Origin of the sequence: Gayadomonas joobiniege G7 (assembly GCF_000300815.1) — a bacterium.
GTDB lineage: Bacteria > Pseudomonadota > Gammaproteobacteria > Enterobacterales > Alteromonadaceae > Catenovulum > Catenovulum joobiniege.
Genome location: NZ_AMRX01000008.1, coordinates 90,038 through 113,836, shown reverse-complemented (window position 1 = coordinate 113,836; position 23,799 = coordinate 90,038). Strand labels below are relative to the sequence as shown.

The 23,799-nt window shown below is 40.7% G+C and carries 19 protein-coding genes; 9 read left to right on the top strand and 10 right to left on the bottom strand.

The window, feature by feature from the left end; translation table 11 throughout:
• Window positions 1–38: 38 nt before the first annotated feature.
• Entirely contained in the window at window positions 39–2,684 is a 2,646-nt protein-coding gene (locus C727_RS19175; RefSeq protein WP_017446525.1) for a c-type cytochrome, read from the bottom strand.
• A gap of 63 nt (window positions 2,685–2,747) precedes the next feature.
• The gene (locus C727_RS0115275) at window positions 2,748–3,770 is read right to left on the bottom strand and encodes an AraC family transcriptional regulator (protein WP_017446524.1); all 1,023 of its coding nucleotides are present in this window, start codon (window positions 3,768–3,770) and stop codon (window positions 2,748–2,750) included.
• 109 nt (window positions 3,771–3,879) lie between these two features.
• Between C727_RS0115275 and C727_RS0115270 the strand changes: the two genes are divergently transcribed.
• Both C727_RS0115270 and C727_RS0115265 read left to right on the top strand, forming a co-directional pair.
• Window positions 3,880–4,662 (top strand): ThuA domain-containing protein, encoded by a 783-nt coding sequence (locus C727_RS0115270; protein WP_017446523.1) that lies wholly within the window; start codon window positions 3,880–3,882, stop codon window positions 4,660–4,662.
• Window positions 4,652–5,572, top strand: a complete 921-nt coding sequence (locus tag C727_RS0115265) for a DUF6807 family protein (protein ID WP_017446522.1) — start codon at window positions 4,652–4,654, stop codon at window positions 5,570–5,572. Before C727_RS0115270 ends, C727_RS0115265 begins: the two co-directional genes overlap by 11 nt.
• 21 nt (window positions 5,573–5,593) lie before the next feature.
• Here C727_RS0115265 and C727_RS0115260 read toward each other — a convergent pair whose 3' ends face one another.
• The 3 genes from C727_RS0115260 to C727_RS18680 form a co-directional block, all read right to left on the bottom strand.
• Window positions 5,594–6,973, bottom strand: a complete 1,380-nt coding sequence (locus tag C727_RS0115260; protein WP_017446521.1) for an alkaline phosphatase PhoX — start codon at window positions 6,971–6,973, stop codon at window positions 5,594–5,596.
• A gap of 131 nt (window positions 6,974–7,104) precedes the next feature.
• Window positions 7,105–7,929: a 2,5-didehydrogluconate reductase DkgB gene (gene dkgB / locus C727_RS0115255; RefSeq protein ID WP_017446520.1), complete on the bottom strand. Its 825-nt coding sequence runs from the start codon at window positions 7,927–7,929 to the stop codon at window positions 7,105–7,107.
• A 98-nt stretch (window positions 7,930–8,027) separates the two neighbouring features.
• Window positions 8,028–8,720 carry an HPP family protein gene (locus tag C727_RS18680; protein WP_017446519.1) on the bottom strand — a complete coding sequence of 231 codons (693 nt, stop codon included), beginning with the start codon at window positions 8,718–8,720 and terminating at the stop codon, window positions 8,028–8,030.
• A 102-nt stretch (window positions 8,721–8,822) separates the two neighbouring features.
• On the opposite strand from C727_RS18680, the gene C727_RS0115245 reads away from it, so the two are divergent.
• Together C727_RS0115245 and C727_RS18675 are read left to right on the top strand one after the other, a co-directional pair.
• Window positions 8,823–9,659 (top strand): LysR family transcriptional regulator, encoded by an 837-nt coding sequence (locus tag C727_RS0115245; RefSeq protein ID WP_017446518.1) that lies wholly within the window; start codon window positions 8,823–8,825, stop codon window positions 9,657–9,659.
• Between the two features lie 94 nt (window positions 9,660–9,753).
• On the top strand, window positions 9,754–10,416 hold the full coding sequence (locus tag C727_RS18675) for an HD-GYP domain-containing protein (RefSeq protein ID WP_017446517.1): 663 nt from the start codon (window positions 9,754–9,756) through the stop codon (window positions 10,414–10,416).
• A 29-nt stretch (window positions 10,417–10,445) separates the two neighbouring features.
• Here the strand turns inward: C727_RS18675 and C727_RS0115230 are convergent, their stop codons facing one another.
• On the bottom strand, window positions 10,446–11,681 hold the full coding sequence (locus tag C727_RS0115230; protein ID WP_017446516.1) for an ABC transporter permease: 1,236 nt from the start codon (window positions 11,679–11,681) through the stop codon (window positions 10,446–10,448).
• Window positions 11,681–12,361 (bottom strand): ABC transporter ATP-binding protein, encoded by a 681-nt coding sequence (locus tag C727_RS0115225; protein ID WP_017446515.1) that lies wholly within the window; start codon window positions 12,359–12,361, stop codon window positions 11,681–11,683. The genes C727_RS0115230 and C727_RS0115225 overlap by 1 nt, the downstream gene beginning before the upstream one ends.
• Window positions 12,362–12,449: 88 nt before the next feature.
• On the opposite strand from C727_RS0115225, the gene C727_RS0115220 reads away from it, so the two are divergent.
• Both C727_RS0115220 and C727_RS0115215 read left to right on the top strand, forming a co-directional pair.
• Entirely contained in the window at window positions 12,450–13,082 is a 633-nt protein-coding gene (locus tag C727_RS0115220; protein WP_017446514.1) for a DUF3299 domain-containing protein, read from the top strand.
• Between the two features lie 37 nt (window positions 13,083–13,119).
• Complete coding sequence (locus C727_RS0115215) at window positions 13,120–13,821, top strand: ZrgA family zinc uptake protein (RefSeq protein ID WP_017446513.1); 702 nt, start codon at window positions 13,120–13,122, stop codon at window positions 13,819–13,821.
• Window positions 13,822–13,884: 63 nt separating this feature from the next.
• On the opposite strand, the gene C727_RS0115210 is transcribed toward C727_RS0115215, so the two are convergent.
• From C727_RS0115210 to C727_RS0115200, 3 genes are read right to left on the bottom strand one after another with little or no spacing between them, the layout of a single operon-like run.
• Window positions 13,885–14,562 (bottom strand): SapC family protein, encoded by a 678-nt coding sequence (locus C727_RS0115210; protein ID WP_017446512.1) that lies wholly within the window; start codon window positions 14,560–14,562, stop codon window positions 13,885–13,887.
• A 10-nt stretch (window positions 14,563–14,572) separates the two neighbouring features.
• Entirely contained in the window at window positions 14,573–16,126 is a 1,554-nt protein-coding gene (locus tag C727_RS0115205) for a tryptophan halogenase family protein (protein ID WP_017446511.1), read from the bottom strand.
• Window positions 16,127–16,177: 51 nt separating this feature from the next.
• On the bottom strand, window positions 16,178–18,943 hold the full coding sequence (locus C727_RS0115200) for a TonB-dependent receptor (RefSeq protein ID WP_017446510.1): 2,766 nt from the start codon (window positions 18,941–18,943) through the stop codon (window positions 16,178–16,180).
• Window positions 18,944–19,259: 316 nt separating this feature from the next.
• Here C727_RS0115200 and C727_RS0115195 point away from each other — a divergent pair, with 316 nt between their 5' ends.
• From C727_RS0115195 to C727_RS0115185, 3 genes are all read left to right on the top strand, one after another.
• On the top strand, window positions 19,260–20,969 hold the full coding sequence (locus C727_RS0115195) for a sulfatase-like hydrolase/transferase (protein WP_017446509.1): 1,710 nt from the start codon (window positions 19,260–19,262) through the stop codon (window positions 20,967–20,969).
• A 150-nt stretch (window positions 20,970–21,119) separates the two neighbouring features.
• Complete coding sequence (locus C727_RS0115190) at window positions 21,120–23,186, top strand: protein-disulfide reductase DsbD family protein (protein WP_017446508.1); 2,067 nt, start codon at window positions 21,120–21,122, stop codon at window positions 23,184–23,186.
• Window positions 23,176–23,784 carry a redoxin domain-containing protein gene (locus C727_RS0115185; protein WP_017446507.1) on the top strand — a complete coding sequence of 203 codons (609 nt, stop codon included), beginning with the start codon at window positions 23,176–23,178 and terminating at the stop codon, window positions 23,782–23,784. The genes C727_RS0115190 and C727_RS0115185 overlap by 11 nt, the downstream gene beginning before the upstream one ends.
• The last annotated feature ends 15 nt before the right edge of the window (window positions 23,785–23,799 follow it).

The following is a 23,799-nucleotide window of genomic DNA, read 5'->3' as shown; positions in this document are numbered from 1 at the left end:
CAAAATCGATATAACAATTAGGCTCGAGGCTTGAGCCGTTATGGTTTTAGTTGATGTAAAGTATAATAGGCACTGTTATGCCCCAGTTCCGTGCCTGCGCTCGCTCTAATGTCCGCGAGTTTGATTTCATAAATAAAGCCCGCTCGCATATTTTTTATATTAAATTTTATACTTTTGTCTGCTTGCGATAAATCGGTTACCTGGTGTGTCTCTAAATCATACCTAGGGGATCCATAAACATTGGTATCTAAATAGCGCCAAGATTTTACGCTGATATCTGCTTGCGCTATCTTGTTAGATTGTAAACTATCACTAAAAGTTAATTTAAATCCAGATAGAGTGAGCTGCACATTTTTAATTTCAAATGGCTGGGTTTTGCCATCCCAAACAATTTTTTGCAGTGCTTGATAATGACCACCACGTGCGCTCCAGCCACGTCCTGTTTGACCAACCCACAAACTATTATCGGGCGCAAAAGTTAATCGCATAGCGCCCGACTGTAATCCACTGATAAAAGGGATCACAACCCCTTGCCACTGGTGATTCACTTCTTCTAACACCACCCGCGAAATATTAGAAAGACTCTGATCACCAACTAAGATCTGACCAGCAAAAGGTCCAAACCCACCTTTTGTAGAGTCAAATGTTGGATTGCCCGGTGAATTACCCACAATCCCATGCGGGAAATAGATTTCAGCTAGCCTTGCTTTTTTGTTCACTTGCTGCCAATTGATAGATTTGCCTCTATGATCGGGATGATCTTTCAAACTTGCGGGGTAACCATAATAAGCATCTTTTTTCACCAGATGCATTTTTGAAGTGCCAACAAAAACCCCTTGATTATCAGTATATAAAAGTTGTTTGTTTGAGCCATAACCTAAACCAGCTGGGCTTCTAAGCCCGCTTGCCCATGGGGTAAATACGCCGTTTTTATCAATTTTCACCAGCCAGCCATCATACCCACCGAAGGTTCCCATAGGCCCACCATGCACCTTATCGCCGCCATGAGCCAAATTTAAGTTCAAAAAGTAACCGCCTTGACCATCAGGTACAGGCCCATGAACGTACTCACAATAATTGCCAGCGTAACGCCAATCGTCATTAATTGTATAATGAGTATCTGCGTACCCGTCACCGTCTACATCAGTCAATCGAGTCAATTCAGGTTTATGCGCAATCACCATTTGATCACCCGCCTCATCTTCAATATAAACCCCGAGCGGATCATAAAAGCCGTCCGCAAAAAAATGCCAATATTTGTCCTTGATTTTCCATATTCCTGATGTACGAGAGGCAATCACAGCATCACCATTCACCGCAAAATCTATTGCTAAAGGTTCAAATAGCTGCTCACGCCCGAACTTATCCAATGGCGCCATTATATTAAACGCCTGATAGCCAGCTGGCAGTTTAGCTTCGTCATCCTGCACCATTTTTACCGGTTGTTTATCATGGGTCACTTCATGTAGGTTATTCGCGGCATTTTCGGAAAGTTGGGGCGCATCTAGTTTAAAACGGATCGAAAACGCGGTTTGTTGTTCAACTGGGACCGTCCATATATCTTCATTAACGGTGCCATGCGAAACTTCGATTAACCTTTCTTTAATGTTGTCAAGCTTAAAACGCACCGGTTTTTGGCTATTGTCTAATGCAAAAGCAAATTGAATGTGTCCATCTAATGACAGTGTTACGGCCTGGCGATAGGTCACACCTTCAATTTTATACATTAGAATAGGTGCTTTTTTGTTTTGATGGTCGATGCCTAAAAATTGACCTTTGGCTGCATTAACTTGATCCAAATAAGGTTGCGCAAAGTTAGAGTTTTCATTTTTTATCCGGTACTGCTCAAGCAAACCTTCAGTTTTAAACGTGGGCCAATTCTTAAACCCTAAATCAACAGGTTTACCGTCGCTTGTTAAGGGTAATAAGTGCACAAGGTCTTTCCACTCTTTGGCCGTACTGGGCAGCTCGTTTAAACCACGACCTCTATTCGTGCGCTCCGGTGTGATATCTAAAAAACCGCCTGACCAAATTCTTTTAACCGAGAAGTCTTTACTGTCAAAGCTATAATTGGTTTTATTTGGCAAAGCAATATGAATACTGCGCGTTGAAACGTCTGCTATATGATGGCGAGAAAAAGTTGCATCTTTCCCCGCCCACAACTCGTTATCATAACGCTGTTTTTGTTTGGTATTGGTGTTAGAAATACTACGCCAAACTTCCTGCGGCCCACGATATCTTTTTTCATTCAAAGTTTTTAAATAAGCAAACAAAGCGTTGCGCTCATGGCCATTTAAAAAGATCTTAGGCATGACTGCTAAATATGGACTCCCTCTTTCGGGGCCCAATTCCTGTATGGCTAGCTGAGTTGCCGGAATTAATAACGAATTTTTTAAATACTCTTGATCTGCTTCCACCCGAGCTAAACGCCCATTTGATAGATAAATAGAGTGCATTTTAGGCGTTTTTTGAAAGAGCCCCCACAAATTAGGGCCGGTTTTGTAAGATGTATCGCCTTTTTTATTTGCATGGCATTCAACACAGCCTTTATCAACAAACAGTGTTTTACCTTGCGCTACTATGTTTACCCGTTCGTTTGGTTTGTTCGTCTCGGCAGATGACATAAAAGGTAAAACACTGAACATACATAATAATGGCCAAATCGCAAAAGTTGCTTGTTTCATAAACGCTCTCTGTTTGTTTTTTGTTAAATGATAAACAAACTAAGCGAACTAAGCGTCTAGTATTTACCGCTCTATTAACTGGTAATTTTTAAACAAAATAGGCGTCATGCCCACTTTCTTTTTAAACACAGTAGCAAAATATTGGCTACTGCTAAAACCGGCACTAAATGCAACTTGGGTGATATTTAAAGCGCTATTCATTAACAAACGCTTTGCTTTATCAATACGGCATGTGGTCAGATAATCATTTGGTGACATGCCTTTCAATTGATAACAATATTCGCTAAATTGGCTTCGTTTTAAGCCACATTCATTCGCCATTTGTGTTAGATCCCATGCTTGCTCACACACTTCCGGTAGAGCCTGCAAAAAACGTTCAACTGTATATGTTTTTGACGACAGATGATTATTAAGGATGGTCGTTTGGCTTCTAAATAAATCGAGCAAAGAGAGTAATAATTCATTAATACAGAGTGTAATTAAAGAATAATAACTCTGACTCTGTTCAATTTGTTTAATAAGCAGCGCATTAAGCTTTTTGAATATTGACTGAACCTTTTGGTTAGCCATCCAAACATGTTGTTCTGTATGTTGAAGATAATTGGTTAAACTGGCCATTTCATTGACGTCTAACACAACCCAAGCCGGCCATCGCCATTGGTCATCTGGTTTTTGCACGTTTAAATCAATAATTAACCAAAATAATTTAGAATACCCAAGCTTTGGCGCACCTAAACTGTGCTTTTGCCATGGTCGTGTGACACTAACAGCGCCCTTGGTCAATACATAACTTTGCTCATCAACGGTAAAATTTAAACTTCCTTTTGCCAAGTAGGTGATTTCAACCCCTTCGTTTCTGTGAGGGGTAAGATGCCAGTCTTGCAATTTTCGGCAATCCCAAACGCCAAATGACAAAAGCCCCGGCATTGCATAATCAGCTAATCGCTGGCCTGGATACGCGCGACGTGAAATAGCACTCATCGTTAGCTTTTTTTCTCGTGCAGCTTTCTCCAGTAGATCGCAGTTATCTGCATGCAGGACCCCATCTTGGCTGAAATAGCGAGCTACTTTAACAATGTCTTTCATGTTAAATATTTACCATTGAATAATGACCAGTATATTTTAAACGAATGTTGATCTATTTTTAACTTAAAATAATTGAAATATGTAACCATGTTGCAACAAGGTAATTAAAATGGCAGTTATTCTAACAAAGCTACGCAATATAATATCGGCTTTTGTTTTATTATTCGGTTTAATTCATACATTCCATGCTAATGCAAAAAATGATCTCTCAACATTATTAGCAGGTAAAAATCTTCTTTTATTTAGTAAAACGACTAAAGTAAGGCATGCATCCATCAAAGAGGCTATTGAGTCGTTTGAAGCGTTAGGTAAACAATATCAGTTTAGCGTACATAAAACCGAAAACTCGGCTGAGTTTACCACGGATAAACTAACAAACTTCGATGCCATTGTATTCATTAATACAACAGGCCCACTATTTAATCCTACACAACGCCAAGCGTTTAAAAAATATATCCAATCAGGTGGTGGTTTTATGGGTGTACATGCAAGCGCTTGGTGTGAACTTGATTGGCCATGGTTTGTTAAACTTGTTGGCGGCACTTTTATCAGCCACCCCAAAATCCAATCTGCACGACTGAATAAAATAAACACGACAGATTATTTTATCAACCGTTTACCTGCTTCATTTATGTTTACCGATGAGTGGTACAACTTTATTAATCTAAACCCCGAACGCATCGACATTTTAACCGTTGATGAAACCAGTTATCAGGGCAAAAAAATTCATGGCGAACATCATCCCATTGCATGGTTTCACCATTACGATGGTGGTCGGTCCTTTTATACATCGCTTGGTCATCATGGCGATACTTATTTTAATAAAATGATGCAAACTCATTTATTAGATGGTTTACTTTTTGTCACCGGAGCCCTTAACCATGCAAAATAGGTTTTTTAATAGCGTATTAACGCTTTTGTTTTTTTTATTACTGCATTTATTCAGTCTATCGGCACACGCGATCAGTTGGCGGCAACAAACAGGTTCATTAACTCTGTTGGATAACAATAAAGCCGTTATTTGGCGGTTTAACTATAAAAATAAGTTCGACAAGCCCTTTTTTCATCCAATCTATTTAGCCGATAGAACTTTAATTACCCGCCATCAACCGGATTCTGATGAACATCCTTGGCATAAAGGTTTATGGTTTTCTTTTAAATTTATTAATGGGACAAATTTTTGGGAAGAGGACAAACAGACAGGTGTTTCAGACGGCACTACGCTACTAAGCGATATTGATTTAACACTAAATGACGATGGCTCAGCAATAATTAAACTCATACTTCTGTACCAAATTCATAAGCACTCTATGATCAGCGAAAAGCGCATAATCAGTGTATCAGCCCCTAAAAAAGATGGCTCTTTAGATATCGATTGGATGGCAGATTTTACCGCACTAGAAGCTGTACATTTATCACGAACCCCAATCCTTGGTGAAAAGAATGGACGTTCGTATGGCGGTTATGCGGGTTTATCATGGCGCTTTTCACCTGAACTGAAAAAATACTGGCAGTTCAGCTATCAGCAAAATACCTTAGCCAAACAGATCCACGGCAAAAATTTACCCTGGCTTTATTATGGTGGTGATAATGGCGGGGTACAAATATCAAATAACCAAAGCTCAGTGACAAAACAGACTGAAGCCTGGTATGTTTCCCAATATATGCCTTTTATAAGCCCCGCTTTTTTATTTGCTGGTGATCAGTATTTTAAACAAGGAGAAAGTTGGTCTTTGTCTTATCAAATACAAATATTCAGGCAGCCGACTGCGGCTGCACTACGACTTACGACTGACCGATAAATAAACTGAGTTAGCTAAGTCTTAAGCTGGCTTTTGTTCTAAAAAGCTCGCCCAAGGTCCAGTTATGGCTAAGGTTTTTGCCGGCGCATATACATTGACAAAAAGTGTTTGTCCATCCGGCGAAAAACAAGCGCCCGCAAGCTCAGTCGGCGCAGTTAAGCGTGCAAAATCATATACACGCCCTTCTGGCGTAACCCCGCGTAAATGATTATTCACCTCGTCTGTATATTGATCTTCGCATACAATTAGGTGTCCGTTCGGCGCAACCGTTAAGTTATCCCCAAAGTTATAAAAATCGACCTGATGGCTTTCCATAAATAGCTGTATTCGCGCTGGCTGTGTTTTTTCGCTCGCTTGCCCCTCATTGGTAGATGGTTGATACCGCATTATTTGCCCAAGTTGTTTAGCGCCACCATTGGTACAACAAAAATACAACTCATTGTCTCCCCAGTGAATCCCTTCACCTCGCGCAAAAAGCGCAGCGCCCTTTTGATAGCCTTGCTTGCGTAAATCATCATTAGGGCTTAAAGGATTATCAATATTAAGCCACTCCACATCAAACCATTGTTGGATTGGCATATCATTTGATTGCCAATTGCGTGTATCAAACTGCGCACTGTTTTTTATCACCATGGCCTGTAATTGACCACCTTTATGCAATTGACCGTACTCTTTTGGAATAAAACGATAAAATAAGCTATCGCCTCTATCTTCAGTTAAATAAACAATCCCTGTGTTAGGGTCAACCACAGCGGCTTCGTGATTAAATCGGCCTAGTTCAGGCAATGGGGTTGCTTTAATCAAGCCCTTAGCATTGGCTGGCACTTCAAATACAAAACCATGAGATTTACCAACACCTGAACTTTTATCAAGGACTGATTCTTCACAGGTCAGCCAGGTACCCCATGGGGTGATCCCACCAGCACAATTTCGAATCGTCCCCACCAAAGACAAAAACTCTTGTTCTTTTTGACCTGTTTTAACATTGTAGATGATGTGGCTGGTGCCACCCGGCAGTGCGACGCCCGCTTGATCTGTATCATAAGCCAATGCTGTTTTATGATGTTTGATACTGGCTTCTGCTTTGGCTAAATCGGTTGGTTTTAATTCATGATTTCTAATTAAGGCGACTCTGTTTTCATCAAGCTGAATACAGCCCATACCATCCGCTTTATCCGGTACGGTAAACCCATCGTCCATTTTATCACCAAGTTGGGAGATAACCTGATAGCTAAAACCTGACGGCAAATCTAATAAATCATGAGGATCTTTAATTAATGAACCATAAGCAAACACTTTATCAGTCAAGCTACTTAATGAAAGTTTGCCAAAAGCACTTTTCGATAAACCTAAAAACGCCAGCGACCCCGCACCCACAATAAAATTTCGTCTAGTCAGCATAAAAAACCATTTAGTTGGTTATAAAAACAGAAATGAGCCGATATATTAATTCAAAACAGATAAAAGAGTAGCACTGAACTTAAAATTCATAAAAGCGTCATAAAAACAACTAAACCTATGGTTAGTTTTGACTAGCTAAAACACGAGTCCCAAACTGGCGCAAAGTCAGGATTAGCTTGTCTCTGATTTGAGTCAAGTTGATTGATCAGCTGTATGTCTTGTTCTTTAAGGTTAAACTCTAAAGCCGCCAAATTGGCAGATAAATGAGACTTTTTAGTTGATGACGGAATACTAACCATTCCCTGCGAATATGCCCAAGCCAATACAATCTGTGCGCTCGTCACTTTATATTGGTTGGCAATATTTTTAATTTGCGGATCGGCTAAAACTTTACCGACGGCAAACGGCATATAAGCGGTCACCAAAATATTATGCTGCCTGCAAAAATCCCTCACCTTATTATTTTGCAAATATGGATGGACTTCAATTTGATTGGTGTAGATTTCATTCGCTGGCATAAAACTCATCGCTGATGCCAATTGCGTGCAGGTAAAATTAGACACGCCAATAAATCGCGTGAGTCCCTGCTTTTTTATTTTGCAAAGTTCATCCAAGTACACCGCCATCGCTGTTTCATCATTGGGCGCCGGCCAATGTATTAACAGCAAATCAAGGTGATCGGTTTTTAATTGCTGCAAACTTTCTATAACACTTGGCAGAAAGCGTTTTGGCGTTAAATTATCTAGCCACACTTTACTCGTTAAAAACACTTCATCTCTAGCGATTTGACTTTGCGCAATGGCATGGCCAATCTCTGCTTCATTTTTATAAATTTGCGCCGTATCTATATGCCGGTAACCTAACTCAAGTGCAATTTTTACCGAGTTAATGGCCACCTCTCCTTTCATCCGATAAGTACCTAAACCGATGCGCGGAATCCGTTGTTCAATAACCATTATGCCCCTAATAAACTGTGTTATTCACTAAACAATGACTTAAAAAGTTAATACTTTTGTTATAATTAGTTACCAAACAAGCGCTTATTAAGATCAAATCAATCGGCTTGGTCTTTTATTTGTTTCGCAATCTCTAACAATTCTTGCCAGGTTTCTTCGCCGATATCCAAATAAGAACCATGTGCTTCAACTGCCAACAACATATCGTTAGCGGTAATTTCGGCGGCATTTTTTTGAACTTTTTTACGATGAATATACAATAAATGAATTGGATAACGACGCCAGCTAAAGGGATAATTAAGCGCAACCGCCAATACAACAATCATCAAAGCGCTCGTTAACACTGGAAAAAACGCATACGCATAACCAAGCTGTTCAATATGGCTTCCGCCGAGCACGGCCGTTAACGCGGTCGCGCCGCCAGGGGGGTGAATACAATGAAAAACTTGCATCAATAAAATAGCAATCGCCAAGGCAACCGCGGCAGCTAAGGCTTCGTCTTTAAAGATTTGAGCCGAGGCAATTCCAACTAAAGCACTTATAAAATTTCCCGCGATCACATTCCACGGTTGTGATAAAGCACCGTGCGGGACCGCAAAAACCAATACCGCAGTTGCACCAATTGGAAGCAATACAAAACAATTTTTATAGTTATTAAATTGCTCAGCCCAGAAACTACCTGCTAGGTATAATATTAAAATCGCTAGGCCGCCACTAACTACTGCGACTAAAATCTCTTTAACCGGTAAATTATGCGACTCGATACCTAAAAACTGTCGGAACTGTTTCACTTAATTAAACCCATCTCACCAAAAGAGTGCAAATTGTACCTTTTTGGGTATAATTAAAATAATGAATAATAATGAATTTTAAAATCAAAAATTTTAATACTAATGGATACAGATTTAGCCAATACCTTTATTGCCGTTGTTGAATCCGGCAGTTTTATCGCCGCCGCCGAAAAACTGCATATTTCGCAAACCGCGGTAACGGCGCGTATAAAAAACTTGGAGCATAAACTTAAATGCACCTTGCTGATACGAAATAAAAAAGGCGTGACTTTAACCGACAATGGGCAACGTTTTTTACCTTACGCTCGACAAATATTGCAATTGTGGCAAACCAGCCAACGAGAAATTCCATTGCTTAAAAACGACCAAAAAATCATTCGTCTTGCATGTGAGCAAAGCTTGTGGAATCCGGTTTTGGCTGAATGGATTGCCGCAATAAGGGCAAAAGAACCTAATCTTGTGATCGTTTCGCAAGTGCTTTCAGCCGAGCAAATTAATCAAGATATACGCAACGGGTTTATCGACATCGCTCTGACCCATCAGCCGATCTACGGGGGCCAACATATGGTTGAACACATTTTAGACGAAAAATTAGTGTTAATTGAAAACCCAGTCAGCTCACAATATATCTATGTCGATTGGGGCACTGTTTTTGCCGAACAATTTCGAGCAGCACACCCAAGCTATGTGAAAACAGCGCTTTATTTCGATTTTGGTCCGGCTGCACTCCAGTATTTGTTAGAATATGGTGGACAAGGATATTTTAGAACTCGAGTGATCCATAAACACCTAAACAAACAGGAACTCAGAATAGTCCCCGATGCTGCCGAATTCTCTTACCCAGTTTATTTAATGTACCAAACAGACAACTCAGAAACCCTAATGCCTGCCCGATTTGCGATCAAAAAAATCATTAACCAAAATAATCAATGGTTTTGATTGATCTAGCGCAACCTTCACTGTTTTTTGCATTTAAATAAACACGGTGTTTTGCTAAATTACGCACTTCAATTCGAGAAAAATAGTTGTTCGGATGTTTAACGCTACACACAATCTACCCCCTGATCACCAGCCGACCCAGCCGCAAGCCAGCTCGGTCTTGGATCAAGTATTAAATTTAGCGAACTTAATAAAAAGTAAAGATCTTTATACTTATCAGCATCAATTAAGCGTCGCCCAACACGCAGCTGCTATCGCCGATGTTCTAAAGCTCCCAAATGACGACATATTTAATATTTGGTGCGGCGCCCTGCTCCATGATTTAGGCAAGCTGAATGTGCCAAACACCCTTTTAAATAAACGAACTAAACTCACTGACGAAGAGTTTTATACGGTTAAACAACATGCTAACCATGGCCGAGTAATCGCCCACATGTTGCGGCTACCTGAAGTTATCACAGATATCATTAGCCAGCATCATGAAAGGTTAGACGGAAGTGGCTACCCTTATGCTCTGATTGGTGAGCAAATCAGCTTGCCCGTGCGTATTGTCTGTGTCGCTGATGTATACCAGGCGATTTCTCATCGCCGCCCCTATCGCTCAGCCTTGGGTGACGAGTTTGCATTGGCCGAGCTTGAAAAAGGCGCAGACCAGTTATTTGATGCCAAGGTTATCTGGGGCTTAAAACAAGCTCTGGCAAAAAAAGCCTTTATCACACAATTTTCGATAAAATATATCAAAAAACTTGCCGAATAAATTTTGACTGTTAATGCAAAAAGGCGTTGTTACCAAGCCTTTTTGGTCTGCTGATAGCCACTTATCGCCGGGATAAAAGCTATGAACAAAGCAGTCAGAAGGACACCGAGCAACAAATATAAATTGTTTGCAGTGATCAGGTTGCTGTGCACATGCAATGCAAACTCAACCATTAAATAGCTTTGCAATAAATTTAAACAAATAAACAAAACGAACAGCGCTAAACCGATACTGATTAAGGTGATCACTGTCGCTTCGATAAGAATTAACAAAATAATCTTGATTGCCGGTGCACCTATTACACGCAATAGCTGTATTTCTTTTTGACGTTCTCGAATTGAAGCCAACAACATAGCACTTACGCCAAAACTCGCTGCAATAAATACCAAGGCTGTCACCATGACCAAAGCGCGCTCTAACCCCCTCATCATTTGCCATAATTGACTTAAAGCGACCCCGGGTAGTATCGCTGTTAATGGTTCTTGCGCAAAATCATTCACGGCACGCTGCACTTGAAAGGTCGACATTTTAGAGTTTAGACCTAACATAAAGGCAGTAATATTATTTACTTTTAACCCATTTAACTGGGTCTGCGTTAACTTTACGTTTGCCATCTTCACCCCACCGTGCCAGCCTTTGTGGATAGCTTCTAACGCGGTTAATTGCACATGTAAAGTTTGATCAACCGCAGTCCCAGTCGGTGCTAATATGCCGGTTACTGTAAAAGGTAAATCGTCATGTTGACTAAAGCTTGTCGATGACATGCCATGCGAAAGCGTAATTTTATCACCGAGCTGATAGCCTAATTTTGTCGCCACATTGGCGCCAATCACAACATCAAACACTGAGGTGAATTGATGACCTTTAACTAGCTTGAGTGCTTGCTGCTGTGCGTATTTAAAGTGCTCAAAATACCGATTATCCGTTCCTAATACCGGATAACCTTTATGCGAATCACCGAGCGAAATTGGAATTGCCCAATTAACCCTATCATCTTGTGTTATTTGCTGAAAGCTTTGCCAACGTATGTTATTTGTCGGCTGTCCTAAACGAAAAACAGAATACAATAATAAGTTTATTTGGCCAGTACGCGCGCCAACAATCAAATCAACACCCGAGACGGTACTATAAAAATTTTTTTTAGTCTGGGACCTTACATGCTCAACCGCCAGCAAAACAAAAATGCTTATCGTCATTGCAATCACAGCCAAAACAACCGAGGACTTACGATCTTTTAAACTCTCTAACGCTAATTTTAGCAACATTAATTTTGTCCACTTATTTGATTGATTAACGCCAACTGCTCGGTTCGCTCAAATGTTTTGGCAAGGCTCAGATCATGACTGACAAATAATAAACTGGTTTTTTGTTCAGTCGTTAACGCTTTTAGAATGGATAAAAACGCGTCGCGATTTTTTTGGTCTAACGCAGACGTTGGTTCATCGGCAATCAGCAGTTTTGGTTTGTTACAAAGTGCGCGGACAATGGCGACTCTTTGTTGCTGACCGACACTGAGTAAGCGAGTGGCTTTATGCCTATCTTCTTGACTAATCGCGAGCTGATCAAAAAGTTCATTAATATAAAACAAAGGGTCATTACCTTTTTGTTGGGACGCAAAACTCAATGCCAAGCGCACGTTATCAACAGCACTTAAATACGGAATAAGATTAAATTGCTGAAACACAAAACCGATATTCTGGGCACGAAAAGCATCTCTTTCACGCGCACTCAAAGCCGTTAAGTCTGTCCCTAAAACATTGATTTCGCCAGCATCGGCCACCAGTAAGCCACCGATCAAGCTCAATAAAGTTGATTTACCGCAGCCTGATGGACCTTGCAAAAATACTTGCTCTCCTTGTGCGAGCGACCAGTGTTCAATATCTATAACCTTTTGTTGTGGTTGTTCAGGGTAACTAAAGCTTAAGTTTTTTAAATGAATTGCCATTTATCTCTCAATTTTATACTTACAAGCCACATAAAATGATATAACATTACACCAATATTTTGAATCAAATTTGTAACCAAACATTTGTATGAAGATGCATTTATTAAAAGGGCTCTCGTTTATCATGCTATCTGGTCAATTAATGGCATGTAATGAAAACCAGCCATCCCAGCCCGATGACCCTCTCATTAACAAAACCTCAGCCCAGGCGCAACCACAAACCGAGCTTGAGTATAAAGAATTAGAATGGACAGATCTCATGCCAAAAGATGATCTCGACGCCTTAATGAACCCACCTGCTTATTTATCAGAAATAGAAGATGGAAGCGAAGCTGATCAAATTGATGGCAGTTTAAACAATAATAGCGCTTCAGAGTCAGACGATAGATATCAGCAAGCCTTGACCTCCACTCGAGTCATTGAAAAAATGGATGGCCAAGCAATACGCTTACCCGGTTTTGTGGTCCCGCTTGCATATAACGAGCAACAGATGGTGACTCAGTTTTTATTAGTGCCCTTTTTTGGTGCCTGTATCCATGTACCGCCACCGCCGCCTAACCAAGTGATTTTTGTTGAATACGCTAAGGGGCTGACTATAAGCAATTTTTATGACCCAATTTGGGTATCTGGTGTATTAAGCACAAAGCTTGTACAAAGTGATATGGGCACATCCGCGTATCAATTGCAGTTAGATTCTTATCAGCGCTATGACGAACAATAAACCCACTCGCTTAAAGGCATTAACAGGATTTAAATCAATGAATTTTTGTAAATTATTGTTAACCACCTCAGTGTTGACTGTGACTGGTATCAATTTGGCTCAGGCAGCGTCACTCGGTGCGCATGTTCACGGCCAAGCCGAGCTAATGCTTGCAGCTGAAAATAATCAACTTTCTGTCCAATTTAGATCACCCGCCTATAACCTGTTAGGTTTTGAGCATAAAGCGCGTAGCCAAACAGAAATTAACAAGGTTAACCAAATAAAAACAAGATTAACCAGCAGCCAATGGTTAGAATTACCAAACGCCAACTGTCAATTAGATGATTATTCGCTTGATCTATCGGCGGTTATGGCAAATTCAAATGCAGGTCATGCTCACGATGAGCCTCATGCTACTCAGCCACATAAAGACGAACATGAACACGAGCACGAACACGAGCACGAGCACGAGCACGAGCATCAGGATAACAAAAATGATCACCATCACCACCGGCATGATGAAGATGAAACCGCGCATAATGGACATTCACATCAAGGCGGCGAAGAGTCCCACAGTGAGATCATTGCCAGCTATCATTTTAGCTGTGACAACTTAGATGCATTAAATAAAGTACATATACATTTGTTCGATTGGTTTAGTGGTCTTGAGCGCATTAACGCAGCATGGATCAATAAACACCAGCAAGGGGCTGCAAGCTTAACGGCTGATAACTCTGAGTTTTATGTTAAATCAAATTAAGCAGTACATTAAGCAATAACACTTGATAAAAATTGCAGGCCCGCTATTTGTTAATCTATATGCTCAGCATAATTGATTGAGGTTTGTCAGCGATTGTTTTAATAAATAAAAGGCTTCGAGATATCCTTTTTTAAAAAGGGACTCTCGGTCGGCAACATCAAGGGCTTGCAAACGATCTTCACTGAGTCGATAAATACCTTCATATTGTTTTACTGCGCCTGTATTATCAATAAAGTTAACTTGCGCCGCTTCAATTAAATCAAGCGCGAGCAACTCTTTAATCATCTTATTGGTTTGCACTCGTCCCTCGGCTAATAGCTTAAGTTGTGAGACTGTCTGCTTTAAATAATCGCTTGGCTCACCGTCATCACCGAACAACAAAACGCCCTCTTCTTCATCCGAACAAATTTTTGCACTCGCCAGATCAATATAAACTTGTTGCTTGTCAGCCGGCAATAAAAAAGGTTGCCGTTGAAAATGCAGTGGTAGATATCGGCTCTGCCATTGACCGTTTTGCAAAAAACAGTTTTGGCCCGCTTCAAACCCTAACAAAGCAAATAAACCAAACTGACCGCTCTGATCATCTTTTAAAAAACAAACCGGATATTCTTTAGCCAATTCACTTAACTCTTGTGCAACCACGGGCACAAAGTGAATATTTTCACCAAAAGCTTTGCCATGGCCTGTTTTAATTTTTAGCTGGCGATGTTTTTGTTTATCCAATAAAACAATGTTAGACACCTCTTCTCCCCTATATTTTTTGTAGGCCATATTGTTGGATTTTATCAAGCAGTGTTTTATGTTGAGTCAAGCTTTTGGCCAAATGCTCAAATTGCTGCTGATTTTTGCTAAAATAATGTTCGGCTAATCTTTGACCGCCCGATGAAATGCCAAGCGGATCTGGCTGGGTATTGAAGCCCATACCATAGAGTATGTATAAATAACTAGCCGCAGGAAACACTTCAACGGCTTGTTCAAAATCATCGTCTGATGGCACTTGGTATTGCCAAAGCGCCAGTTTTTCTTGCAGGCTTTCTGGGATGGATTCAGCCGCCCTATTATCAATCCAAAATTGACTGTCTTGGCGCTGATTTAATAAATAATGTAATTTTAAAAAATCTAAAATGCGCGCCCAACGATAGTGACTCATACGGTTATACTGCTTAGCCACCAGCGACATTGCGGCTCTATTGGTTGGAAAATTTTGTGCAATAGATTGTGCAGATATTTCTATTAATAACAGCGCCGAAGCTTCTAACGGCTCAAAAAAGCCAGCAGCCAAACCAATAGCCACAGAGTTTTTGTGCCAAAACGTTTGTCGATGCCCACAGTTTATCGCTATCTTTTTAAATTGTGCGTCCTTTAATTGACCACCTGAATTTTTTATATATTGCGCCAGCTCATCCTCAGCCACTTGCTGACTAATATAATTTGAAGAAAACACATGTCCAACGCCGCGCCGTGATGGTAAACCTATATCCCAAATCCACCCCGCTGACTGGGCCGTAGATAATGTCATTGATGCTATGCCAGTATTTGCATCTGCGTAGGGCACATGCACAGCCAATGCAGTATCGGCAAATAATACATCAGCTTGGCTAACAAAAGGGATTTGATAATGTTGAGCTAACAGGCGGCTATTAAAGCCACTGCAATCAATAAATAGATCGCCGCTGACAAGCCCTTGAGTATCTGTCATCAAACCGGTTATATCACCCTCTACGTCAGACTGTACTGAGGTCACAGTAGCCGACACATAGTTTACCTGTAAATTTTGACAGCAATGTTTTTTTAAAAAAGAAACAAAAGCACCGGCATCTAAATGGTATGCATAATTTAGCGGCCCACGATATTCAGCATCAACAATGCGCTTTGGCGCTAAGTTTAGATCACAGGCTTTTGCTTGCGGGCAAACCGCATGAGCAAAACTCAGGTTACGGTCACCAGCTAACCAATGTTTTGCAATGGCAAATTGCTCATTCCCTTGCGGTAACATCAATGGATGATAATAATGATCATCGTCTAAACCAGTGACCCAGCGGGAGAACTTGGCACCTTGTTTAAAAGACACTTGGCACTCTTGAATAAAATCACTTTCGTTAATTCCCATGCTGGCTAAGGTTTTACGCATGGTTGGCCAAGTACCTTCGCCCACACCAACTGTTTTTATATCGGGCGACTCTATTAAGGTAATTTTATAACCTGACTTTTTTTCCTGCTTGAGTTTAGCCGCTAAAATTCCGGCTGTTAACCAGCCCGCGGTGCCCCCACCAAGAATAACAACAGAGCGGATAACTTTATTCATGAGCGGCCTATCAAAGTAAGCGCTTAACAAAAGGTTAAGCGCTTAGGTTAGTTAAAATTTAGCTCTTACGCCAAAATTGTAACGCGCGCCATACTCTTCAAAATCAATTAACTGATTTGCAAAACGACCATGGCGGCGAGTTTCTTCGTTGGTTACATTGATACCTTCTACAAATACCGAGAGCATATCGTTTATTTGATAGCTGCCAGAAATATCAATTTGTGAATAAGCTTCGGTAAATTTAGGTTCGACACCACTGCTTAATAAAAATTTATCTCGCCAGTTATATGCAATACGTGCTTCAAACACTTCATCTTCATAAAAGGCAACTAAATTTGCTGTATCACTTAAGCCATTAATCGCAAACTTGTTTTCTAAACTGTAAATATCGTATTCGTCACTGGTGCTGACATAAGTATAGTTAGCTATGCCGCCAAAACCTGTATCGCCAAAAATATGCTGTACATTAAATTCAATGCCATCCACTGTGGTTGCATTAATGTTTTCACTGGTGGTGACACGCCAGATAATTTCAGGATCTGTTGGTCTTGATTTACACGCATTATTACGAACATCACCTTTCGTACAGTCTGCACGATTTGCCGCACTCGGATCTGTGTAAACGCCATTGTTATTAAATTCACTCACAGGACCCGATAGAGTTCTGTCCGTCGTCCCTGTCGCAATATAATTATCTACGTTTTTAAGAAAATAACTGACCGATAAATAACTTGTATCATCATAGTACCATTCATACGAAAGATCATAGTTATCAGCTTCATACGGTGACAACCCCGGGTTGCCAATAGAGGCGGTAAAAGTATCTACTCGTGTAACTAGGTTGGTATTGGGGAACATAGCACTAATATTACTGCGCGCTATGGTTTTACTGTATGCCGCGCGGACCACCATGTCATCGTTTAAATCTAACGAAAAACTTAAACTTGGCAATAAATAATCATAATCGCTCGCTTCGTAGCTAGCCGTAGTTTCAGCTTTAATTTGATCAATACCAATTTCTGTGATCCAATGTAAACCTATCACAGGTTGTAATACAGAGTAGGCTTTTACATCGGTTTGCTCATAGCGTAGGCCCGCATTCGCATTAAAGCTCATGCCGTCAATTTCACCACTAAGATCGTATTTGATATAAACCGCATCAGTAATTTCTTCAATACCATTTTCTGATACTTCTTCAACATTGCGTAGATTTTGCTCGCTGACTAAATCGATGAATTGTGCGGCACTATATCTTGGTAAAGATTCAAATCCTGCGCCGCCACTTTCAAAGGATAAATTTAGGGCAGAAATATCCATGGTATTACCTAACGCAAAATTACGATTATAAATATTCAGAACATCCACTTTATATTCAGTACTGCTAACGCCAAAACTTAGTTTTTGATCGAACGAACCTTGATAAAGCTCTAACACACCCCCCAATTTAAGTTGTTTGATGTTATTTTCAACTTCATAACCCCGTTCTTGATATAAGTCGGCAATAATATTGTCTTGATCAAACGCCCCACCATTTAAATTAAAATCATTGTATGAAGCCAATGGCAAGTCACCGGTAAAATCAGCGTTTATGGTCACTGGATATGCATCGCTAAACGGATTTTTTAAGTTAGCGATACGCTCTGCCGGCAGTGCACCTGGATTTGCATGCGAAGTAGAGTCGTGGGCATCTAAAAATAACTTTAATTGGTCAGTGGCTTGCCATTCTACGTTAATACCCAAAGAATCATTTTCGGTTTCAAAGGCATATTCCCACGCCCAAAAGTTAAGTTCATCATTGTCTCGGCTCGCTGTCACTAAGGTGCCGTTTTCATCGGTTGCGCCATCATCAAAACCGTCAAACCAATAGCTCATTCGGTTTTGTTTACCTTTTTCATCTAAACGCGATAAAGTGTAGTCAAGAGTTGCAACCACAGAATCATGCGGCGCCCATTGAACCACCAACTGTGCGTTTTGGCGCTCACGTTCGTAATCTATTTTTTCATAATCAATAGTTTCAACCGACCAAATCTCATTAGTGGGATTGGTAGACGTATTAGTATTTGACGTATCTATATTATCAGCGTCATCACTGGTCAGTCTTGCCCAGTCACCTGAAGTCCCTGTGCGATCAACATGGCTATCACGCGCCGAATGAGACACAGACAATAACACACCGACCGTATCGTCCATAAAAGTATTGCTGACCATGCCAGAGAGTTCTGGCGTTACCGAATCCCCTTTATCGACACTGGTATCAACAATGGCTTTAGCGCTGGCGTGCGCTCTAAAACCCGGTCGATCAAATGGACGTGCTGTGCGAATATTAATCGTTGCACCTATGCCACCAGAGTCCAAATTTGCTTGGCTGCTTTTCATCACCTGCACTTCAGAGACTGTTTCTGCCGCTATCTCTCTAAAGTTAAAACTACGGCTGATACCGCGACTTTGCAATGCCGAGGAATTTGGCATCTGGCGATCATTGAGTGTAACTAGATTAAAATTTGGCCCTAAACCGCGGACGGTCACTTGATTACCTTCGTTATTCGTGCGATCAATTGCAACCCCGGTGATCCTTTGCAAGGATTCAGCTAAGTTGGTATCCGGAAATTTACCTATATCTTCAGCCGAGATTGCATCAACCACACCAACCGAATCTCGTTTGATCGCAGCGGATTTATTTAATGAACCTCGGATGCCAGATACTTGAATAGTTTCAATATTTCCCTCTGCTTGTGCCGCTGATGCAACAAAAGCAGAGCTGGCTAATGTTGTTACTAAAGCAAGCTGAATTGGGTTAAAGCGATACTGTGTTTTCATAACGTCCTCTTTAATGATGAGCCGATTGTCCACTTAAAATAAACATGAAACTGTTAACAACACACATAAAACTTACATCAATAAATCCTGATTGACAACATTTAAGAAACAAAACCAAAAGATATTTTACAAGCTCATTATTGATCTTAACTCTGAACAGGCAAAACAAAGCAGTAAGGGCAAATGGGGGCGTCGTTTCTAGGCAGGTTAAGTGACTAATTAAAATTGAATATATTTTATTGTTAACAATAATGACAGCTAATAATTTATCCGCTATAGTAAACAAATTTCCTTGTTGATGAGCATGAATACATAGATGAAGTCTATTAAAAAATCACTATTAGCCGCAGCCTTAACTCTGTTTGCAAGCGGCGCGATAGCGCAGGCTACTCGCCCTAACATTGTTGTTATTTTGTCAGATGACGCAGGTTTCACCGATTTAGGCAGTTTTGGCGGCGAAATTGATACGCCAAACTTAGATGCGTTAGCCGCAGATGGCATGAAATTTAGTGCCTTTTATAGTAATGCGCGCTGTAGCCCAACTCGCGCTTCATTATTAACTGGCGTTGACGCAGCCCATGTAGGTTTTGGTGGCGGCGTTGTTGGGGATTGGGTACGTGAATTACCATTTGAAGCCCATAGAGCCAGATTGCCATATAATCAACCATTAATTTCTGAATTATTAGCCGGCAATGGCTATCAAACCATGATGGTGGGTAAATGGCACCTAGGTGGAAGTTATATTAAAGATAATCCAGCAATGGAATCTCACTGGAAAAAAACTCACCCACCGCAAATGCAGTTAACGCAAGCCGAAAAAGAGGCTGATTATCTTGCCCTGCCGCCGCAACGAGGATTCCAACACACGTTTGTTTTTCATGGTGCACAGGGTAACCTTTTTTATCGCCCAGAAGATAAACATGAATATTGGGAAGGCAATCAAAAAGCCAAGTTAGAATACAAGTATTCATATAAAATGAACTGTTATGCTGGCACCCCATTTGCGAAAAAACACTATAGCGCCTGTGACGGCAAAGAAGGCAAAGCTTTTTATGCCACAGATGGTATGACAGATCGTGCACTCGAGATGGTGCAAACGGCCAGCCAAAAGCCAGATCCGTTTTTTATGTATGTGGCTTACCGAGCGCCGCACAAGCCATTGCAAGCACCACAGCCTTTAGTTGATAAATATTTAAAGCGCTATCAAAACTTGCAAAAAATTGCCGACGACCGTCATCAAGGTTTAGTTGAGCAAAACCTGTTTCCAGCAGACGCAGCACATAGAAACAATAACTATAATTGGCGCCAATCCGACAAAAAGAAAGTTGAAGATTATCGTTTAAAAGCTGCCTTGCACGCCGCTATGATGGAAAAGCTGGATGAAAATGTTGGCAAGCTTGTCAAAACATTAAAAGAAACCGGCGAATATGAAAATACACTCATAGTCTATATGTCAGATAATGGCGCTGCGGCTCACATTGGCGATTTAATGAATACGCCTTATAACGGCGTTAAAGCACTACTTTGGGAGGGGGGCGCACGTGCACATGCTATCGCGACTTGGCCAGGTGTAATCAAAGCGGGCACAATCAACCGAGATATAGTTTGGGTGGGAGATATGTTACCGACCTTTTTAGAAATATCAGATACCAAGTTTCCTGAAACTTTTAGAGGCCAAACTCCGCGAAAACCAGATGGTCGCAGTGTATTAGCCTCGTTAAAAGGCGAAAAGATGGCGCCACCCGAGGCCATTTATTTTAACGATAAAGGGCAACAAAGTGTGATTTATCAAGGCCGCTGGAAGTTATTAATTGAGCCAGGTTGGTATTTACAAACATTAGCGAAACCCGGTATTGCAATTGAATTATATGATCTACAAAAAGATCCGGGCGAAACTAGAAACCTAGCCGATAAAAAACCTGAATTAGTCAAAAAACTCAGTAAAATGATCGACGAATGGCGGGCTGAAAACAAAATTGTTGATTATGCTGAGATCATTAAAATCAAACCCAATGACCCTTATTGACAAGTTATAACAAAGACTGCTCAGCTTATTCCCGTTAAATGAGCCTAAATGAAAGCCAGATTAACCTTTAATCTGGCTTTTTTATGTACAATTTTAGACTAAAAAGTGATAGCGTAAGCGACTATAAAATGCTCGTTAGAAGGGTTTTAGATGCGCTTATTTAGCTTTTTGTTGTTTACTTTTTTATTTCAATTCAGCAGCCAGGCCGCAGAACAAAAAAATTCAGCAGCTGGGCCCCATATAAGTGTTTCACTAGTCAGTGAACTGGATGCCTTAATCCCACATCAAACAAACTGGATTGCCGTTCTTTTACAACCGGAAAAAGGCTGGCATACCTACTGGAAAAACCCCGGCGACTCTGGTGAAGCACCAAAATTTAACTGGCAGCCAAACTCACATTTAACTTATGGCGAAATAGAATGGCCTTTGCCACAAGCAATTAAAGTGGCGCATCTGGTCAATTATGGCTACGAAGGCGATACTTTATTAATGGTCCCGATCGAATTTAGCGACACTGCCAAAGCACACAGACCCGAAAAATTAACAGTGGCGCTGGATTTGTCTTGGCTGGTGTGTAAAGAAGATTGCATTCCCGGCTGGGCATCACTCGCTTTAACCCTACCAATACAAACAAAAGCAAGCGCCAGCGAACATGCAAAGTTATTTGCAAACACTCGGATGCGGCTACCCCAAGCTAAACAACTTACCGCGCAACACGAAATTACCGACCGCCATATCATAGTGCAAATGCAATTACCTTATCCATCAAGCTGGCGACTCTATCCCACGAACGACAGTATTATTGAACATAGTCGCTCTCAACAAAAGGTGGTTTTAGATAACAATCAAACCTCGTTTCAATTGATGAAATCTGCTTTTTTCAACCCAAACAAGGCACCAATCCAGTTTTTAGTGACGGACGGTCGCCAGGGTTATTATGTTAATAGCCAGCTGAATACACCAGACAGTATAAATTCGAGCACCCCTCAATCTAACAATACACAAAAAGATAATAATCTAGCAGTGCTTATGCTGATGGCTTTTGTCGGCGGCCTAGTTTTAAACTTAATGCCATGCGTATTGCCGGTATTAGCAATTAAAGCGCTCAGCTTGCAAACAAATATGCGCTCAGTTTGGTCAAAGTTAGCATATGCGATAGGTGTTTTGGTCAGCTTTAATCTATTGGCTTTGTTATTAATCTTGTTGAAAGAAACTGGGCAAAGTATCGGTTGGGGTTTTCAAATGCAATCGCCTGTGTTTATAGCCGTGATGGCTTTTTTATTTTTATCCATCGCACTTGCATTATTAGACCAATTTAAAATAAACGATCGGTTTTCCGGTATAGGGCAACAATTAACACAAGGAAACGGTTTTAAAAGCCAGTTTTTCACAGGTGTGTTAGCCGTTGTGGTCGCCTCTCCCTGCACAGCTCCGTTTATGGCCGCATCTATAGGTATCGCACTTATCAGCCCTGCTCTAGTCACTTTTTTATTATTTAGTTCGTTGGCGATCGGCTTTGCCCTGCCACTCACCCTAATGAGCTGGTTACCTGTTTGTCGGCGTCTGTTACCTAAACCGGGCGCTTGGATGATCAAATTTAAACACTTTTTAGCTTTTCCTATGTTGGCAACCGTCATCTGGTTAGTATGGATCTATTTAAATCAATCCAGTCATTTTAACCTTTTAGTATTATTGTCTAGTTTATTATTATTTGCTTTTGCTATTTGGTTATTTGGCTTTAAATCATTTTGGATTAGAGGCTTTGCCTGCCTCACTTTATTAACGAGTTTAACGCTACCCACAGTTATTTTTCCGCCAGAGCCCAAAGATTTTGAGCGGGCATCACAAAACACTTTAACCAGTATCGATTATGACGCAAAAACACTCGCCAAACTGCGTCAAGATAATCAAATAATATTGGTAAATATGACTGCCGATTGGTGTATCACCTGCAAAGTAAACGAACAGACCGCCTTTAATACAGAGGCATTTAAAAACGCCATTAAAGTCGAAAACGTACATTATATGGTGGGTGATTGGACAAATAAGGATGAGCATATCTTTAAATTTTTAACAGAATACAATCGTGCTGGCGTACCTTTATACGTGCTCTATATAGGTAACAAACGTGAGCAAATACTGCCCCAATTATTAACCTCTAAACAAGTAGTAAACGCCCTCAACCAAGCTCAAAAGGAGATAAATAATGAAACTTAAACCCTGTTTTAGTTTATTTTTATTACTGGTATTCAGTTTTAACCTAACGGCTGCTATTAAAATAGACGCCCCCGCGCCCGAATTCGAATTAACCGATAGTTACGGTAAAACGGTTTCTTTAAAAGACTACCGCGGCCAATATGTTATTTTAGAATGGACGAATCACGGCTGTCCTTATGTGCAAAAACATTATGACAGCGGGAATATGCAAGGACTGCAAAAAAAATACCACCAAAAAGACGTAGTTTGGCTCACTATTATTTCGTCCGCAAAAGGCAAACAAGGCCATGTGAGCGCTGAAAAAGCAAACCAACTGACGAAACAAAGAAATGCCTACCCCAGCCATGTGTTATTTGACCCTGATGGCACAGTTGGCAAACAGTATAGCGCTAAAACCACACCTCATATCTACATAATAGATAAACAAGGTAATTTAAAGTATGCTGGGGGCATCGACAGTATCAAATCAGCAAACCCAGCAGACATTGCTAAAGCCACTAATTACCTGGATGAGAGCATGAGCCTGTTATTACAAAACCAAGCAGTAAAAAATCCCCTGACGCGACCGTACGGATGTTCGATAAAATATAAAAGTTAAGATGCTGTATTTATC

Excerpts from the sequence above, each read along its gene's own strand:
- dkgB (WP_017446520.1), bottom strand. The coding sequence starts at position 7,929 with ATGGTTATTGAACAACGGATTCCGCGCATCGGTTTAGGTACTTATCGG.
- C727_RS0115245 (WP_017446518.1), top strand. The coding sequence starts at position 8,823 with ATGGATACAGATTTAGCCAATACCTTTATTGCCGTTGTTGAATCCGGC.
- C727_RS19175 (WP_017446525.1), bottom strand. The coding sequence starts at position 2,684 with ATGAAACAAGCAACTTTTGCGATTTGGCCATTATTATGTATGTTCAGT.
- C727_RS0115200 (WP_017446510.1), bottom strand. The coding sequence starts at position 18,943 with ATGAAAACACAGTATCGCTTTAACCCAATTCAGCTTGCTTTAGTAACA.
- C727_RS0115195 (WP_017446509.1), top strand. The coding sequence starts at position 19,260 with ATGAAGTCTATTAAAAAATCACTATTAGCCGCAGCCTTAACTCTGTTT.
- C727_RS0115190 (WP_017446508.1), top strand. The coding sequence starts at position 21,120 with ATGCGCTTATTTAGCTTTTTGTTGTTTACTTTTTTATTTCAATTCAGC.
- C727_RS0115260 (WP_017446521.1), bottom strand. The coding sequence starts at position 6,973 with ATGCTGACTAGACGAAATTTTATTGTGGGTGCGGGGTCGCTGGCGTTT.
- C727_RS18675 (WP_017446517.1), top strand. The coding sequence starts at position 9,754 with ATGTTTAACGCTACACACAATCTACCCCCTGATCACCAGCCGACCCAG.
- C727_RS0115220 (WP_017446514.1), top strand. The coding sequence starts at position 12,450 with ATGAAGATGCATTTATTAAAAGGGCTCTCGTTTATCATGCTATCTGGT.
- C727_RS0115265 (WP_017446522.1), top strand. The coding sequence starts at position 4,652 with ATGCAAAATAGGTTTTTTAATAGCGTATTAACGCTTTTGTTTTTTTTA.
- C727_RS0115275 (WP_017446524.1), bottom strand. The coding sequence starts at position 3,770 with ATGAAAGACATTGTTAAAGTAGCTCGCTATTTCAGCCAAGATGGGGTC.
- C727_RS0115270 (WP_017446523.1), top strand. The coding sequence starts at position 3,880 with ATGGCAGTTATTCTAACAAAGCTACGCAATATAATATCGGCTTTTGTT.
- C727_RS0115230 (WP_017446516.1), bottom strand. The coding sequence starts at position 11,681 with ATGTTGCTAAAATTAGCGTTAGAGAGTTTAAAAGATCGTAAGTCCTCG.
- C727_RS0115215 (WP_017446513.1), top strand. The coding sequence starts at position 13,120 with ATGAATTTTTGTAAATTATTGTTAACCACCTCAGTGTTGACTGTGACT.
- C727_RS0115185 (WP_017446507.1), top strand. The coding sequence starts at position 23,176 with ATGAAACTTAAACCCTGTTTTAGTTTATTTTTATTACTGGTATTCAGT.
- C727_RS0115225 (WP_017446515.1), bottom strand. The coding sequence starts at position 12,361 with ATGGCAATTCATTTAAAAAACTTAAGCTTTAGTTACCCTGAACAACCA.
- C727_RS0115205 (WP_017446511.1), bottom strand. The coding sequence starts at position 16,126 with ATGAATAAAGTTATCCGCTCTGTTGTTATTCTTGGTGGGGGCACCGCG.